Genomic DNA, 15,934 nt, shown 5'->3' on the forward strand with positions numbered 1-15,934 from the left:
TAAAATCAATAGGACGAAATATTCGCGGTACCACCTAAGTTCCACGTAATGTGGCGCTCATTTGGTCGTAACGTGACCGACGTTTGGCAATATTCAAGCGAGTTCGAATTTCCTCTTATGGTTTCACACCAGCCAACCACTCTCTGCAAAGTTCTCCACTCTACTACTCTTGTGCCTTTATCTTTGAATCAATAATAGTTATAATTTACCACATTAGAATGAAAAGTTAAAGGATGAATCTCACATGAATCAGAATCAAATCCGTGCTCGTAAATTTGGCATTGCCAGCCTAGTATTACTTCTGCTCTTCCTTACCTGGGCAATATTGGTTGCCACTAGTCAACCGGTAATCAACAGCTTCGACAAAACTCTGATCAACGTAATTGTTAATCACAATGAAACCAACCTCATATTTGCGCGTTCAATCACCGTTGTTGGTAATACCAAGACCATGACTGTTTTGACGATTATCGCGGCTGCGCTACTTCTTTTAATCAAACGCTACCCACTAGCACTATATTTTGCAGGCACGATGGCCCTCGCCAATCTGACCAACTCAATCGTCAAGCACATTATAAAACGACCACGGCCTACTGCCCACCACCTGGTGCACGCTGGCGGCTACTCGTTTCCGTCAGGCCATTCAATCGGCTCAATCACCTTCTTTAGCCTTTTGATTATTGTCACGATAATTCTGGTAAAAAGCCATGTGCTACAAACTCTGGCGACATTAATCTTTGGTAGCATGCCTATCCTAATCGGCTATAGCCGCATCTACCTGCACGTTCACTTTCCAAGCGACGTCCTCGGTGGCTTCTTACTAGGATTAACATTTATCATGGTTAGCCTCTATCTGTACTACCGCTACCGGCTATCCTTTAACCCAACTTCGACTCCCTTTGCGCGCGATTCATTAAATTAACGAAGAACGCGATGATAATCACGACGATTGAGGCGTAGAAGACCCCCTTCAAAGCAGAGAACAAAATATTTTGTAATGGAGCCAACAATGTTGGGTCCATTTTTTTAGCATCAGCCGAATTAACGACCTTGTTCATCATCGCCTGCGTTAAGTTTGGCTGACCATCTAAGCCCTTAGCAACGTACATGTTGAATACAATACCGAAAATCGAGACCATCATTGTTTGACCTAGGTACTTCACGAGTGAATTAAAGGAAGTTGCCACGCCAATATTTTCCTTTGAGACAACAGTCTGAGATGCCACAGCCGTCGCCGTGATTGCTGTACCAAAGCCAAAGCCACAGAGCGCCGCAATCAAAAAGAAGAAGAGGAACGGTGTGGATTCGGGAACAACAATCAGCAATAAATTACCCACCAGCAAGAACGACAGCGAAAGATAGAGAATTTTTTGAATACTAATTTTAGTGAGCAAATGCCCCGTCACGAACGAGCCAAGAATCCAGAGAATAGAACTTGGGGTCACTGCGAAACCAGCGGCTGTCGCCGGCTCACCAAGAATACCTTGCATCCAAATCGGCAAATAGAATTCGAACCCAATTAAGAAGCCACTAATCAATAGTGTGACAACATTAATGCCCAGAAACTGCTTATTTTTCAAGATGGAAACCGGAAGAATCGGATCCTGCGAATTCTGTTCCACATGCCAGAATAACAGGCCACTACCAATTGCTAATAGAACAAGAATCACAGGTAGGAACCAATTCTGTATTTGGCCCAGTTCTTGTAACAGTAACATGATTACCACAAGGAAAATCACGAGCAAACTAGTGCCCTTATAATCGATTATGGTATTCATCTTTCGTCTTGGCTCACGCAAAAAAACCATGATCAGCACAATCGTCAGCAATCCGATTGGTAAGTTGAGGTAAAACACCCAATGCCAACTAAATTGTTCTACAATGAACCCACCCAATAACGGTGCCAGAATGGAGGCAATGCCCCAAGCAGAGCCGTTGAAGCCCAGCACCTTGGCCCGTTTCTCAATTGGGTAGATATCTGCGATAATCGTAAATGAGACAGGTTGGATTGCTCCGGCGCCCAGTCCTTGAATCACACGAAAGATAATCAGGCTGACCATGTTCTGTGCCAGTCCACAGAGAGCCGAGCCAACAATAAACACGATTAAGCCGAAAATAAATATCGGTTTCCGTCCGAGAGAATCGGCCAGCTTGCCATAAACCGGCGTAGAAACGGCGGTCATCAGCAAGAAGATGGAGACGACCCAGTTCATGATATTCAGGCCGTGCAAATCTGACACAATCGTTGGCATGGCCGTCGAGACAATCGTGCCCTCAATTGCAGTCATAAATGTGGCGATAAAGATTGCAACTGTTACTACAACCGTATTTGTTTTCTTTTCCATCAAATTTCCCTTAAAAAAACGCTTGGAAAAGTCCCAAACGTTCACTTCTTTATTTTAATAAATTGAGTAGTGCGTCTACCTTATCCGTTCTCTCCCAAGGCAAATCAAGGTCTGGCCGGCCAAAGTGGCCGTATGCAGCCGTCTGCTGGTAAATTGGACGTTTTAAATCGAGCATCTGGATAATTCCTGCAGGTCGCAGGTCGAACACCTCGCGAATTACCTTCACTAAATCTTCAGCGTTAACCTTACTGGTACCGTAAGTGTTGACGTTGATGCTGACCGGATGGGCCACACCAATCGCGTAAGCTAGCTGCACTTCAATCTTAGAAGCAATCTTGGCTGCAACGATGTTCTTAGCAATGTAACGTGCAGCATAGCTAGCAGAACGGTCAACTTTAGTGGCATCTTTACCAGAGAAAGCACCGCCACCATGTCGAGCATAGCCACCATAGGTATCAACGATTACCTTCCTCCCGGTCAGCCCTGCATCACCTTGTGGGCCACCAATCACAAAACGGCCACTAGGGTTAATCAAGAACCTGGTGTCTTGATCAAGTAGATTAGCCGGAATTACCTGCTTAATCACCTGGTCAATCATCGCAGACCTGATAGTCACATTATCAACGTCCTCATCATGCTGTGTACTAATGACAATTGTATCGACCCGCTGAGGGTGATTATGCTCATCATATTCGACTGTCACCTGAGCTTTTGCGTCAGGGCGTAACCATGGCAAAATTCTTGCTTTACGTAAATGAGCAACACGCCGCATCAAGCCGTGAGCAAGCGTGATTGGTAGTGGCATTAACTCGGGTGTCTCGTCGATAGCGAAACCAAACATCAAGCCCTGATCGCCGGCACCAATTTGGTCGAATTGATCGACATCATTTTGATTCTCCCGTACTTCGAGTGAATCATCAACACCACCAGCAATATCGGGTGATTGTTCATCGATATCAATCAGAATCGCACTGTGATGACCGTCAAATCCTAATTCTGGTCTGTCATAGCCGATTTCCAGAATAGTCTTGCGTACCAACGCCTGAATATCGACATCAGCACTAGTAGTGATTTCTCCGACCACGAGTACTAGACCGGTAGTCACAACAGTCTCACACGCAACGCGCGCATCCGGATCCTGTGTGAGCATTGCATCAAGAATGGCATCAGAAATCTGATCGGCAATCTTGTCTGGATGACCTTCCGAAACTGATTCAGAAGTAAATAATCTCTTTTCCATTATGTAGTCCCCCTACTATTTATCGGTTACAAGGCATCTCCAGCGGAACGATTCCACTGAATCCTATCGGGATTGTAACTTGTCTATATTAACATAATCTAGCCGGAATTTAAATAATAAAAAAGCCTCATCGACTATTAGCGATGAAGCTTTTGGTGATGGAGGATACAGGGTTCGAACCTGTGACCCTCTGCTTGTAAGGCAGACGCTCTCCCAGCTGAGCTAATCCTCCATAATGTAAATGACCCGTACGGGATTTGAACCCATGATACCGCCGTGAAAGGGCGGTGTCTTAACCACTTGACCAACGGGCCATAATTCCGTCTCTCTGACAACATGTATTAATATACCAGATGCCAATATACTTGGCAACAGATTTAGCTAATTTTTTAATTTTTTAGTCAAAATAAAAAGAAGCCAATCGGCTACTTTATCGCTAACGTAATTTTTCTAGTACTTTTGCAGGGATATCACCCTCAGAAACCGCATTTGGACCCTTAGTCACACGCTTATCTGAGACCTCTCCTTTAACATAGCTGCCTGCCTCGAGCATAGTTGGATTTGCGGATTCCTGGCTGTGCCATGAAACTTCCTTCGTTGTGCCGTCTTCAAGCACCCATTTAAAATTATAACTGTAGTAGTAGTACTGCTCACCATTCTTCTTATAGTCGGATCCGTCACTATTCTTTGACTTAGTCTTGACACCCTCAGGAACTACCGCATAAGCGGTACTGCCCTTATAGGTAGAGTTATAATAGCTACAACCAGACAGGGTAAGTAGGACTGTGCCAAGAAGCACTGTTGCTGCAATAATTTTTTTATAATTTCAATCTTCCTTCTTTATTTCCGAGCATTCAGGAGTAGAATTCGCTCTAAGTTTTTATACGTGTCAGTCATCCATTGAATATATGTCTTACCCTCAGGTAACGTCTCAGTCACCTTTAAGACGGGGACATTATTCTTGTCTGCCAGCTCAACCAGTTCGCTAATGACAGGATTGTCTACTTGTTCATTGACGACAAAAAAACGGACCTTGCGTTGCTTAATTTGTTTCCTCATCTCTTCGATTGATTGCGGACTAGGGTCGGTCTCTTTCTCGATAGCTGCCTCAAATTCCGGGTTACCAATCTTAAAGCCAAGGGCCTTGATAGAATAATCAAAGACAGGTTCGCTAACAAAAGCAACCTTATTTGAGCTATCCAGATATTTATTCTTCATCTCGGCGACCAATTCTTGCATTGGTTTTAAACTCTTTTTGTATTTCTCAGCGTTTTTGCGGAAATAATCCTTTGACGTAGGATATTTACCACCAAGATCTGCCGCAATTCGATCAGCCAATTTGCTCATAATCTCTGGATAGTACCAGATATGAGGATTGTCTCCCGTCTTCTTCTTTGCGACGTCGACGCCCACATCAATGGCTTCGGTGTTCTGAACCTTAATTAACTGTTTCATCCAGCTGTCATATCCTAAACCATTTTGAATAACTAAATCCGCATTATCAACCTGCTTGGCAGTTTTCGTTGTTGGTTCAAAATCATGGGGATCAGTCTTCGAACTGTTAATCACCGCTGTGACCTTACCTTTAGTTCCCACCACAGCTGTAGCTACCTCACCATAAAAATCAGTTGTGGTAACAACGTTAATCTCCCCGTCATCTTTCTTCACACCATTGCTGCAACCAACTAGGATCAGGAGCGCCGCAAGAGTCAGCACCAAACTAGAAAGCAATTTTTTCTTCACTCTATCCCTCCAATTCATTAATAACATTTGACGTGTATAATTTTACAGCACTTAAATATCCGTGTAAAATTAAAGTGATTATCTTTATTATTTCTTAGTCGTACCGCCGAAAAATCAACTGCGTTACTTTATTTCAAATTATTTCACTTGTTTTTTGTAAGTGAATATGGTATATTAATCAAATCAAATAGTTCATTTCTACGGAAAGGAGTAACTTCTTGGCTAAGAAATCTAAAATCGCAAAGTTTAGAAAACAAGAACAAATGGTCGCAAGGTATGCAGCTTTACGGCAGGAACTAAAGGCTGCACACGATTATGAAGCTCTCGCAAAGCTACCAAAAGATTCTAATCCTAATCGTTTGCGCAATCGCGATCAAATTGATGGACGTCCACGTGCATATATGCGTAAGTTCGGGATGTCTCGGCTCAATTTCAAACGTCTAGCCCATCTGGGCCAAATCCCTGGCGTTAAGAAAGCAAGCTGGTAAATAATAGTAAATTTCAACCACTCAGATGAGTGGTTTTTATTTAGCATTTTTCTCCAATAGACTTTACAAGTGGAAGATGCAAACGCTATAATTATTGGAGTAGTTATTCCGGATTAGCTCAGTTGGTAGAGCGCTTGACTGTTAATCAAGATGTCGTCAGTTCGAGTCTGACATCCGGAGTTTTATTTTGGAGAATTGTCCGAGCGGCCGAAGGAGCATGATTGGAAATCATGTATATGGATTATATCTGTATCAAGGGTTCGAATCCCTTATTCTCCGTTTTAGTGTTTATACACTTTCGCAAACGTTCGTAATGTTGATTTAACGTCATTTTGTCTTTGCCTATTTTCATAGATATTCAGATTTAGTCTGCCAAAAGTCTGCCAAAAACTTGATCTATAAAACTAAACTTTCCCACAAAAAATAGCCCCTACCAAACGGTAGAGGCTTTATTTTATTTTGTATCCTTGCCACCTATCCAAGTGTTCGTACCGATGAGATAGTACGCTTGTCCGTCAACGATTCTTGCACTTGTGACTTTCCATGACGAGCCTTTTTTATATGTCGCACCCGTCTTTGTTTTGAGATTATCGTCAACGCCTTTACTCAATCAATTATACGAATATATTCGTAACTGTCAATATAAAAACGAAAAAAATCGAAATTATATTGAATATTTACGTGTTATTTCATATAATGTGTTCACGAGGTAAATTTTTATGTCAAGAAACGAATTAACGCCTGCAGAGTTACAGGCTCGAAAAGATATATCCAAAAACATAAAACAATTAATCAATAATCATGGAAAAACCCAATCTCAAGTCGCAGATGATTTAGATTTACCACTGGCCACTTTAAATGGTTACGTAACAGGAAAATCATTACCCAATGCTGGCAATCTTCAGAAGATAGCGGATTATTTCAACGTTCATAAGTCATTTATAGACCCACGATATAGAGATGACACGTTCTCACGAGTAGAACTAGCAGATGCTTTTGAGGACCATGCGGTATTCACTTATCAAGGTAAGAAAATTCCAGACGAGGACTTGGACGTAATAAAACGTATCCTAGAAAGTAGACGTGATAAGTAATGAACAATGACGCATTTGATTATCTTTTGAATTATGCGTGGGACAAAAAAATCGGCTATGAACTAACTCGTGAACTAACTCCTGATTCTCCTTCGGCCGCATATCCAGAAGAAAAACTTGTGATAATAAACATGAACTGGCCAAACGAAAAAGAATTACCATTTCAATTGGCTCACGAAATCACTCATGTTACCAATGGCGATGATACACAGTCAAAATTGTACTATCACACTACATACAAGGGTAAATACGGCGTTGAGTATAAAGCCAATATTGGTGGAATAGAGTTGTTAGTTCAATACCACTTTGCTGAAATAGAACCTGAATCTGCTGACATAGATCAGTTTATCGACGCATATGCTATACCACAATATTTGAGAGACTACGTCATCAAAGAAACCAGAGACTTTTATAAGATTGGGGAATAAAAATGAAAGTAGGACTTAGAACACCGAGTTTAAAGAGATCCATTAAAGCACGAACAACAGGTAAATGGAAACGACAAGTAAAGGGTGCGGTAAATCCTTGGTACGGAAAAAAAGGAATGGGATTCATTAAGAATCCCGAAAAATCAGTCAAAAATGCAATTTATCACAGGACAACCTTTGGAGTTGGAGATTTAGTGAAGACAAGTACTGGTTCTCATAAAAAAAAGACTCAAAATCAATCAGCTGGCAGCACTGATTCTTCGAGCAAGAACATTGCAATAGCTATTGGCGTTGGAATTTTGATAATTGCTGCAGTAGTAGCATATTGGAAGGCTGCCCTGATCATAGCTGCCGTAATTATGTTAATTGCATTTTTTATAAAGAAGAAATAATAAAAAGCCACCGCGGCAACGGTGACTTGGGTAACTATTACAACAAATAAATTATACCAGAATTCTGGTAACGGAGGAATAAGTAATATGGCGAAAAAAGTAACGGGCGAAGATGGAAAGACATATAAGGTAAAGAAACCTTTCTACAAACGAATTTGGTTCTGGGTACTTGCGGTAATCGTGGTGGCTGGAATTGGATCTTCACTAGGCGGGGGCGGAGATAAAGAATCTACATCATCTGCTGATACATCAGAAAAGACAGAACAATCGTCTAGTAAAAGTAAAGAAAAATCATCATCATCCAAAAAGGTTGATGTACCTGCTGAATACAAATCAGCTTTGGCAAAGGCCAAATCATATGCATCAATGATGAACATGTCTAAACAAGGAGTATATGATCAATTAACTTCAGAAGCCGGTGAACAATTCAGTGCTGAAGCAGCACAGTATGCAATTGATAACGTGAAAGCTGATTGGAATAAAAATGCGCTTGAAAAGGCTAAGTCGTATGCAACAACAATGGATATGTCAAAACAATCTGTCCAAGAACAACTAGTATCATCATCCGGTGAGAAATTCACCCAAGAAGAAGCAAACTACGCTATGGGGAAAGTTAAGGCAGACTGGAAAAAGAATGCGTTAGCTAAGGCTAAAAGCTATCAGGAAGACATGTCAATGTCACCAGATGCAATTCGTGACCAACTAACTTCGTCTTCTGGTGAAAAATTTACCTCTGAAGAAGCAGAATATGCAATACAACACTTGAACGACTAGGCTAGATTAAGAAAATAGCCATATCCTCTCCTGCCAAGAAGATGTCCAAATCTGACGACTTAAAAAGCTGAATTTATTTGGAGGAAAATAAGAATGAAAAAATTACTCACAGCTGGATTTGTAGCCTTTTCAGCTGCCGTATTATTGACTGCATGTGGAGGGAAAGATACAACTAATACAGGCAAAAGTAAAAGTGCAAGTCAAAATGTTAATGTGGAAATTCCTAAAGGCGAAAGTAAAAGTGCAAGTCAAAATGTTAATGTGGAAATTCCTAAAGGCGAAAAGAAAGTATTACCACAACAGTTTACATACTTTGGAAAAACACAAGATGTTAAAGTTGTTAATCCTAATAAAACTCTATCTAAGGGCGGTTATACCGTTAACCTAAAAGAAGTACGCTTGACCAAATTTACTCCCAAAGACGACTTGGACAAAGAAAATACTAAAGATAGTTTTCCTAGTGCCACCGGAGAGTTTTTTTATGTAATAGCTATCGAAACAGAGTTAAACAATAATACAAAAGAACGGGCGGATATATACGGACCCGAAGCACTTATCTTGAGTGATGGTACCCAGCTAGATGATGATACAGGAGTGTCTGGTGGTGACCCAGCAGAAGTCGGAAGTAAGGCAAAAAAGACAATCTGGACGCTTTTTTGGGTCCCTGCAGAAGAAGCAGCCAAATTAACCAGTTTTAAAATTCAGTTTGACGATGTCTATGTCAACAGCACCGGTACCGGAAATGTTTTTCCAGATGCTACAATAAAGTTTTAATTCAAATAATTAACTGCATATAAAATAGCCATATCCCCCCACGTCTGGTGACCTCTGCGCCGGTCCGATTCCGGCGGTGGGTGTTAAAAAACAACTGAAATGATGGAGGTTGTACATAATGAAATATCGTAGTATGAAAATTGAAAACTTTCGGAAGTTTCATAATATCAATTTTACCTTTGGACAGAGAATTACTGTAATATCAGGAGAGAATGGGATTGGTAAATCAAGTCTGCTATCGCTTATTGCTTCTACGACTGGAACTAACAGTCGTGATCAGCCAAGAAGATTAAACGGAATAGCATTCAGGCCTGAATTCTCAGAGCTATTCAAAATTTCTGAAAAAGAAGATTATAAATCATATCGTTTGTTTATTGATTATGATCAAATGATTAACACTCAATACTATCTAACCAAACGAATTGGATTTAATGATTATACTGCAGCTAATCGTGGTATCAGACCACTTCCAAGAACTTCTATCCCTATTGACAGTCAAACTGACGTTACACAGAAACAAGCAATTGAAGATGCAAAAGAAGCATTCGACATAACTGATTCTAAAAGGATACAAGTACCAACAATTTATCTGAGCCTTTCAAGACTATTACCGCTTGGCGAAACCGAACTAAAATCTACCCAAGTAGCAAAAAATAATAACATTTTTAGAAAAAATTACGCTGACTTTTTTGCCAAATGTTATAATTCCGTTTTACCCAATTCCATTGACCCAGAGAATGTCACAGCTTATTTTGTTGAAAAAGAGAGGCTTGGAAAAAAACATTTAGTTTTAACTATCAAAGATACAACAAACGACACACAATCAGTCGGACAAGATAACCTAAGCAGTATAGTGTCGGCGTTGACGGACTTCTATGCAATAAAAGAAAATGATCCCACCAACTATAATGGCGGCGTTTTATGCATTGATGAGTTAGATGCCTCTCTTCATCCAAGCGCCGTCTTACGTTTGTGGAACTTATTAGTTATTCTCTCAAACGACTTAAATTTGCAAATAGTTATAACCACACATTCACTCACAATTTTGAAAGAAATCATTAAACTTGATGTTCCGAATCAAAGCGATTTTCGACTTGTCTATTTTAAAGATACTAATATCCCACGTGTCTCAAAACAAAATGACTATGAATTACTAAAAGCAGATTTGTTTAATCAGATCTCATTTAGAGGCCCCGAAATTAAAATATATTGTGAAGACAAAAGTACGTCAGATACTTTAGACTTATTATTAGACGCTGCAAAATCTCTTGAGTTACCTTTTGGAAATCCCAATGTAACAATTACAAGCGTAAACGTAAGCCTTGGGAAGAATCATCTCAAAACCTTAGTAGAAAAAGATGACTATTTTAAGTCCATTCTTATTGTTTTAGATGGAGATGCAAGACTAAGAAACGGAATTGATAATAATGAAGCATTGCAGAATACAGAATTTAGCAAAGGCTTTCATACCAGCAACCCAAATGCGGATAATATCATTTTTTTGCCTACTTTTTGTCCTCCGGAGATATTCCTATTTAATATCTTAAAAGACTACGCTAATGATCCTATTAAACACCAAAAATTTTGGAATTCCTTGGAGTATACTTCACAATTATCATTATACACAAGCTCGAAGATTCAAGAAAAGTTCAACACCATCTCAAAAAATTCTTTTGAAGAAATACATGAGAGTATAAAATGGTGGAAAAATATTATCGATTTCTTTAGTAAAACACACTTATTGCAAGATTATTTTGGCGAGCAAAATAATCGACTGGTATTGGAAGAATTCATTAAACATTACAACAACGCACTTCGCGCGGTTGATAAAAAGAATAAATCCCATCTTTTTGGGTAATTTATTCTGGCCAAATGAGTGGAATTATGATAGCTTGGTGATAAGGAGGCGACTACGATGCCACGAACAGACTCACCATTTCGCTACCCCGGTGGAAAAACTCAGTTATATGATTTTGTTGTTAATCTCTTAGAAATTAACAGAATTAGTGGAACATACTGCGAGCCATTTGCAGGAGGAGCCGGTTTACCAATTAAACTACTAAAAAATGGCCTGGTTAAATCAATATGGATAAACGATTATGATAAATCTATTTATTCAGTTTGGAATGCAATTCTAAATAAACCGGACCAATTAATTAATAGAATCAGACAGGTGCCATTTGACTATTATGGTAGTGACAACTCTGATCAGTATAATATTGAATATTGGAGAGAACAAAGATCTATTTATTTTAAAGAAAAAAACCATCAGAATTCTATTGATAACGCATTTAGTACTCTTTTTTTAAATCGAACAAATAGAAGCGGAATAATTACCGGTGGGCCAATTGGTGGATATCAACAAGCAAATACAAAAATATATGCCCGTTTCAATAAAGAAACTATCATCAACAAAATTAATATTATTGCCTCAATGTCTGAGCATATCAAATTAACCAGAATGAACGCGCTGGACATGATTCCGCAAATGCGAGAATCTCTGGATGAGTATAAAGACTTTATTTTCTTCGATCCACCTTACTTTGAGCAAGGTTCAAATCTATACTATTCATCATTTGATGAATCTGGCCACGAAGATTTAGCAAAAGAAATATTATCGTTGAACAAACATAAATGGATAACAACCTATGATAAGCAACAACAAATATCTGAATTGTATAGATCGGCCAAGTTTAGATTTGAGTATGAATTAAGATATTCGGCAAATAATAACAACAGAGGTCGTCGACCAGAATTAATATTTGCAAGTCCTACTTTAAAAATAAAATCACATCAACCAGTATTCTTACAACAAATGAAATAAAAAAGCCACCGCGGCAACGGTGACTTGGGTAACTCTAATAACAGATAAATTATACCAGAATTCTGGTAATGGAGGAATATGTAATGAAAAAGACCATTTTACTAGTTGGGACAATGCTATCCGCTGCACTACTATTGTCTGCATGTAGTAATGATAGAGGATCGTCAAATGACAGCGCTGAAAAAGCTTCAAAAGTAGAAAGTAAGAAATCTACTAAACAATCAACCAAGAAGTCCAGTAGCGAGCCCGTCAAGATTCCTACATCGCCTGATAAAGAGTGGTTCTACAATGACAATGTCTTTTATGCAGGAATGGAGACCATGACGCTTACCAAGTCTGAAATCCGTGATGGTATTGAAGATGGTGAGAAGGTATTAGTTATTTACAACACAATCAAGAATAATTCGGACGAAGAACAAGATCCATCCAATTTTTACATGGTTATCCACGCTAAACAAAAGACAGATACGTCAAATGTTAATTTAGACCCAGGAACATTAGCTTTGGATGAAAATGGCAATAATCCACTACAAGCTCAAGAAGATAACCTAAATAACAGCTTATTACCTGGCAAAACAGTTGAAACAGTTATGATGTTTAAGCTTGTTAATGACACACCGGTTACTATTGAATTTTCTAACGAAGATTTTACTACCATTGGGACTAAAACAATTAACGTTAACTAAGCTCCACCCCAAGTCTGGTGACTAGCTACGATTCAATTCCAATGGTGAATCTAAACTAATTGCTTTTGACTAGTCTAAAACAGAAAAACACCCCACTCGCTGGCACGAGTGAGGCATTGGTGATAATTAACACAAATATATTATATCAGAATAGGTTCTGATTCTGGAGGAATAACAATGGAACAGGTCACCACATGTGGTAAACATTATTTTTTAAGGTTTGATGATGATAACTTATATTATAAAAACAAAAACGATGAAGAAAAAACGATACCATTAAATCAAACGCCATATATAAGATTTTTAAATCCTAAAATATTCTCAGTTAAAGGCACAATCCACATTATACTTAATAATGACATCGTTGATCTAATTCCGTTTGAATTGCTGGACTCTGATAACTTAAATACTTTTACTTCCAAATTTAACGATGCTATATCAAAATTTGAAAAATCTTCAATCACTTCGAATAACGATAATTATAAGGTAATTAATCAAATTAAATATAGTAATTCCGGCTTGTTTATAAATACCGATCAAGACGTACTTATTAATTTAGCTACTCAACTGGTCCCATCTAGTGAAATGGTCATAATTATGCTTAAGGGAGACTTTAAGGAGTTTTTAATTGTTACTGATCAGACATTATACATCATTAAATCCGGTTATATGACTGGTCACATGATAGGACAAGGTAACTTCTCCATGCCTTTAACACAGGTATCAAATACAAGTGTTGATTTTCATTTTATGTCTGGATATTTTACTGTTTCCGCACCGGGTTTACAAAACACACCTAAAAATTATTGGTCTACTGATCGCAATTTAGATCCTGCTAAAGCACCGAACACAATTTCATTAGGCGCAGCGAATAAAGACTTGTTTATTAAAGCAACTCAGATAATCAATACAAAGCTCATTCCAGAACTACGAAATCCCTTAAATAGTGCAATTAAAGAAAATAAAGTATCTACAGCAGACGAATTAAGATCGTTTAAATCTTTACTAGATGATGGCATAATAACTCAGGATGAATTTGAAGCAAAGAAAAAACAGTTACTTGATTTATAACATAAAAAATAGCCATATCCCCTCCCGCCAAGAAGTTGGATATGGCTACCAACAAAAGGCACTCTCATGCTTTTTGTATACTCAATTTTAGCATCTTTGGAGGTGTTACGACAATGGCAAAACGAACAAACAGCGCAATTTTTGAATATCAAAATAAAAATGGACAAACTCTATATGGATTCTATATTTATCTTGGTACAGATAAGCTAACCAAAAAAAAAATCAATACAAAGAGACGTGGTTTTAAATCCTATAATGAGGCAAACGCAGTATTTAATAAGATGAAAGTTGATGGCATACAGTCTAAAGTTAACGATGAAATAACAATTGAAGAATTATTTAAGCTTTGGTTTGAGAGCTATAAAATCAGTGTGAAAGAATCAACAGCTAATAAAACTCAGCAAGTCTTTGATCACCATATTAAACCGACCCTAGGTAAATATTACATAAATGAAATCACCACACCCATCATCCAACAGCTTGTTGATAGAAAAGCAAAAGAAATTGTTAAATTTAAAATTATCTACAATTATTTAAATCGTATGTATACCTTTGCAGTTACTATGGACCTTGCAACAGGTAATCCTGTCACAAATGTAATATTACCGAAAAAGAGTACTCGTCTTCATAGAGACACTGAACACAACTTCTATAATAAGCAAGAGTTGATTGAATTTCTTGAAACTGCAAAGTCTATTAATCAAAGAGTATATGTTTACTTTCTCCTATTAGCTTCAACTGGACTTCGTAGATCTGAGGCTCTTGCGTTGACCTGGAAAGATATTGATTTTACAACGAAAACTATCGATATTAATAAAACATTGACGAGTGGGTTCAATAACAAACTGATTGTAGGTAGTCCAAAAAGCACAAAAAGTAAACGTACAGTTCCCATTTCAGACAACCTATTAACCGAATTGAGAAAATATAAACTGGCCAATGCTGAATTTGATAAACTTTTTCACACATATAAGGATACGTACGTTAGTCTATCAAAACCGGCACAATGGCTAAGGCAAGTTTATGATAAGAATAAATCACTACGGCATATTACGACCCACAGATTTAGGCACACTTTTGCTAGTTTACTGTTTGAGAGTAATCCAAATATTAAGCCAACTGATGTTCAAAAAATTCTTGGCCACGAAACCGTTGAGATGACTTTAAATATATATACCCATGTGACTAGCGATAGTGAAGCTCGTGTAACCAATGCAATTAATTTATTAAATTTTTAGTCTGCCAAAAGTCTGCCAAAAACTTACTCAACGTTTATAAATCACTCTTAATAAAGGCTTATCTAATAATAGAGTACGCTACCCTTATTCTCCGTTTTAGTGTTTATACACTTTCGTAAACGTTCGTAATGTTGATTTAACGTCATTTTGTCTTTGCCTATTTTCATAGATATTCAGATTTATGTAGTCAAAATATAGTCAGAGTCTTAATTATCGCACCATTTAACAAAAATCCCCCTATCGATTATTCGCTGAAGGAGATTTTTTTATTTAACAACATTTGAAACTTTTCAATAGTTTCAGTAATTTCAGCAATAAAAATAAGCCTAACCCTTAGCGGGAAGAGCTTACCAGTTCAGCCGGCGTACATACAGGCACGCTTAATTTGGAAGTCTGATTAATTTTGAGGCTTTTAACTCCACTTCCATACCTATTTTGTTACGAATATTTCTGATCAAACTTTTATACTTTCTACTGGCTTTGTCACGATTTTCTCTCCCAATAAAAACGTATCCTGCATACACAAAATATTCTTCCTTGGAATTATTGTGAAGAACACCCGAATCATCAAAATAGTAATATAAATGTTGAACCATCAAAATTCCAAACCTTATCGTTTTAAATCAGTATATCGTATATTATCCCACAAAAATAGCCACCACCAAACGGTGAGGGTTGTTTTTTGGCGCCGCTCATATATATATTTTAAAAGCAAAAGAAAAAAGCCAAGTCTTTCGACTTGGCTCAAATGAGCGTGGCAACTTCCTATCCTCGCAGGCAGTCTCCCACCAACTACTATCGGCGTTAAGAAGCTTAACTTCTGTGTTCGGCATGGGA

17 protein-coding genes, 4 tRNA genes, 1 rRNA gene and 1 riboswitch are annotated in these 15,934 nt (G+C 38.2%); of the genes, 14 read left to right on the forward strand and 8 right to left on the reverse strand.

From position 1 onward, the window contains the following. Positions 1 to 244: 244 nt before the first annotated feature. Complete coding sequence (locus FC62_RS06450) at positions 245 to 922, forward strand: phosphatase PAP2 family protein (protein WP_075362771.1); 678 nt, start codon at positions 245 to 247, stop codon at positions 920 to 922. Here the strand turns inward: FC62_RS06450 and FC62_RS06455 are convergent. The 6 genes from FC62_RS06455 to FC62_RS06480 form a co-directional block, all read right to left on the reverse strand. Next, positions 879 to 2,345, reverse strand: a complete 1,467-nt coding sequence (locus FC62_RS06455) for an MDR family MFS transporter (RefSeq protein WP_056947045.1) — start codon at positions 2,343 to 2,345, stop codon at positions 879 to 881. The genes FC62_RS06450 and FC62_RS06455 overlap by 44 nt on opposite strands. A 49-nt stretch (positions 2,346 to 2,394) precedes the next feature. Beyond that, positions 2,395 to 3,585 (reverse strand): methionine adenosyltransferase, encoded by a 1,191-nt coding sequence (gene metK, locus FC62_RS06460; protein WP_054746112.1) that lies wholly within the window; start codon positions 3,583 to 3,585, stop codon positions 2,395 to 2,397. Beyond that, a riboswitch (SMK box riboswitch) is annotated at positions 3,583 to 3,668 on the reverse strand. It overlaps the preceding gene by 3 nt. Positions 3,669 to 3,744: 76 nt before the next feature. Further along, a tRNA-Val gene (locus tag FC62_RS06465) sits at positions 3,745 to 3,817 on the reverse strand. 10 nt (positions 3,818 to 3,827) lie between these two features. Beyond that, a tRNA-Glu gene (locus tag FC62_RS06470) sits at positions 3,828 to 3,899 on the reverse strand. Positions 3,900 to 4,021: 122 nt separating this feature from the next. After that, the gene (locus FC62_RS06475; RefSeq protein WP_236693794.1) at positions 4,022 to 4,384 is read right to left on the reverse strand and encodes a DUF1093 domain-containing protein; all 363 of its coding nucleotides are present in this window, start codon (positions 4,382 to 4,384) and stop codon (positions 4,022 to 4,024) included. 41 nt (positions 4,385 to 4,425) lie between these two features. After that, positions 4,426 to 5,328, reverse strand: a complete 903-nt coding sequence (locus FC62_RS06480) for a metal ABC transporter solute-binding protein, Zn/Mn family (RefSeq protein WP_236693795.1) — start codon at positions 5,326 to 5,328, stop codon at positions 4,426 to 4,428. Between the two features lie 218 nt (positions 5,329 to 5,546). On the opposite strand from FC62_RS06480, the gene rpsN reads away from it, so the two are divergent. The 3 genes from rpsN to FC62_RS06495 all read left to right on the forward strand — a co-directional run bounded on the left by rpsN (position 5,547) and on the right by FC62_RS06495 (position 6,095). Further along, positions 5,547 to 5,816, forward strand: coding sequence for a 30S ribosomal protein S14 (gene rpsN / locus FC62_RS06485; protein ID WP_054746111.1), 270 nt, complete (start codon positions 5,547 to 5,549; stop codon positions 5,814 to 5,816). A 107-nt stretch (positions 5,817 to 5,923) separates the two neighbouring features. After that, positions 5,924 to 5,996 (forward strand) — tRNA-Asn (locus tag FC62_RS06490). A gap of 9 nt (positions 5,997 to 6,005) precedes the next feature. Beyond that, positions 6,006 to 6,095 (forward strand) — tRNA-Ser (locus FC62_RS06495). 175 nt (positions 6,096 to 6,270) lie between these two features. Here the strand turns inward: FC62_RS06495 and FC62_RS08540 are convergent. Next, positions 6,271 to 6,426 carry an SLAP domain-containing protein gene (locus tag FC62_RS08540; protein WP_156408184.1) on the reverse strand — a complete coding sequence of 52 codons (156 nt, stop codon included), beginning with the start codon at positions 6,424 to 6,426 and terminating at the stop codon, positions 6,271 to 6,273. A 109-nt stretch (positions 6,427 to 6,535) separates the two neighbouring features. On the opposite strand from FC62_RS08540, the gene FC62_RS06500 reads away from it, so the two are divergent. The 10 genes from FC62_RS06500 (at position 6,536) to FC62_RS06545 (ending at position 15,097) form a co-directional block, all read left to right on the forward strand. Then, positions 6,536 to 6,910, forward strand: coding sequence for a helix-turn-helix domain-containing protein (locus FC62_RS06500; RefSeq protein ID WP_056947052.1), 375 nt, complete (start codon positions 6,536 to 6,538; stop codon positions 6,908 to 6,910). Continuing rightward, entirely contained in the window at positions 6,910 to 7,338 is a 429-nt protein-coding gene (locus FC62_RS06505) for a hypothetical protein (RefSeq protein WP_056947055.1), read from the forward strand. The genes FC62_RS06500 and FC62_RS06505 overlap by 1 nt, the downstream gene beginning before the upstream one ends. A gap of 2 nt (positions 7,339 to 7,340) precedes the next feature. After that, positions 7,341 to 7,730, forward strand: a complete 390-nt coding sequence (locus FC62_RS08390) for a hypothetical protein (protein ID WP_236693796.1) — start codon at positions 7,341 to 7,343, stop codon at positions 7,728 to 7,730. Between the two features lie 87 nt (positions 7,731 to 7,817). Continuing rightward, on the forward strand, positions 7,818 to 8,504 hold the full coding sequence (locus tag FC62_RS06515) for an Ltp family lipoprotein (RefSeq protein WP_056947058.1): 687 nt from the start codon (positions 7,818 to 7,820) through the stop codon (positions 8,502 to 8,504). 93 nt (positions 8,505 to 8,597) lie between these two features. Beyond that, positions 8,598 to 9,278, forward strand: coding sequence for a hypothetical protein (locus FC62_RS06520; protein WP_056947061.1), 681 nt, complete (start codon positions 8,598 to 8,600; stop codon positions 9,276 to 9,278). Positions 9,279 to 9,396: 118 nt separating this feature from the next. Beyond that, positions 9,397 to 11,136 (forward strand): ATP-dependent nuclease, encoded by a 1,740-nt coding sequence (locus tag FC62_RS06525; protein WP_056947064.1) that lies wholly within the window; start codon positions 9,397 to 9,399, stop codon positions 11,134 to 11,136. 57 nt (positions 11,137 to 11,193) lie between these two features. Beyond that, positions 11,194 to 12,102, forward strand: coding sequence for a DNA adenine methylase (locus FC62_RS06530; protein WP_056947069.1), 909 nt, complete (start codon positions 11,194 to 11,196; stop codon positions 12,100 to 12,102). 83 nt (positions 12,103 to 12,185) lie between these two features. Continuing rightward, positions 12,186 to 12,788: a DUF5067 domain-containing protein gene (locus FC62_RS06535; RefSeq protein ID WP_054746103.1), complete on the forward strand. Its 603-nt coding sequence runs from the start codon at positions 12,186 to 12,188 to the stop codon at positions 12,786 to 12,788. A 177-nt stretch (positions 12,789 to 12,965) separates the two neighbouring features. Beyond that, positions 12,966 to 13,859 (forward strand): SHOCT domain-containing protein, encoded by an 894-nt coding sequence (locus FC62_RS08395; protein ID WP_056947071.1) that lies wholly within the window; start codon positions 12,966 to 12,968, stop codon positions 13,857 to 13,859. Positions 13,860 to 13,972: 113 nt separating this feature from the next. After that, entirely contained in the window at positions 13,973 to 15,097 is a 1,125-nt protein-coding gene (locus FC62_RS06545; RefSeq protein WP_056947074.1) for a tyrosine-type recombinase/integrase, read from the forward strand. Positions 15,098 to 15,849: 752 nt separating this feature from the next. On the opposite strand, the gene rrf is transcribed toward FC62_RS06545, so the two are convergent. Next, positions 15,850 to 15,934, reverse strand: a 5S ribosomal RNA gene (rrf, locus tag FC62_RS06555); the annotation flags it as partial.

Source organism: Amylolactobacillus amylotrophicus DSM 20534, assembly GCF_001434555.1.
In the GTDB taxonomy this organism is placed as follows: Bacteria; Bacillota; Bacilli; order Lactobacillales; family Lactobacillaceae; genus Amylolactobacillus; species Amylolactobacillus amylophilus.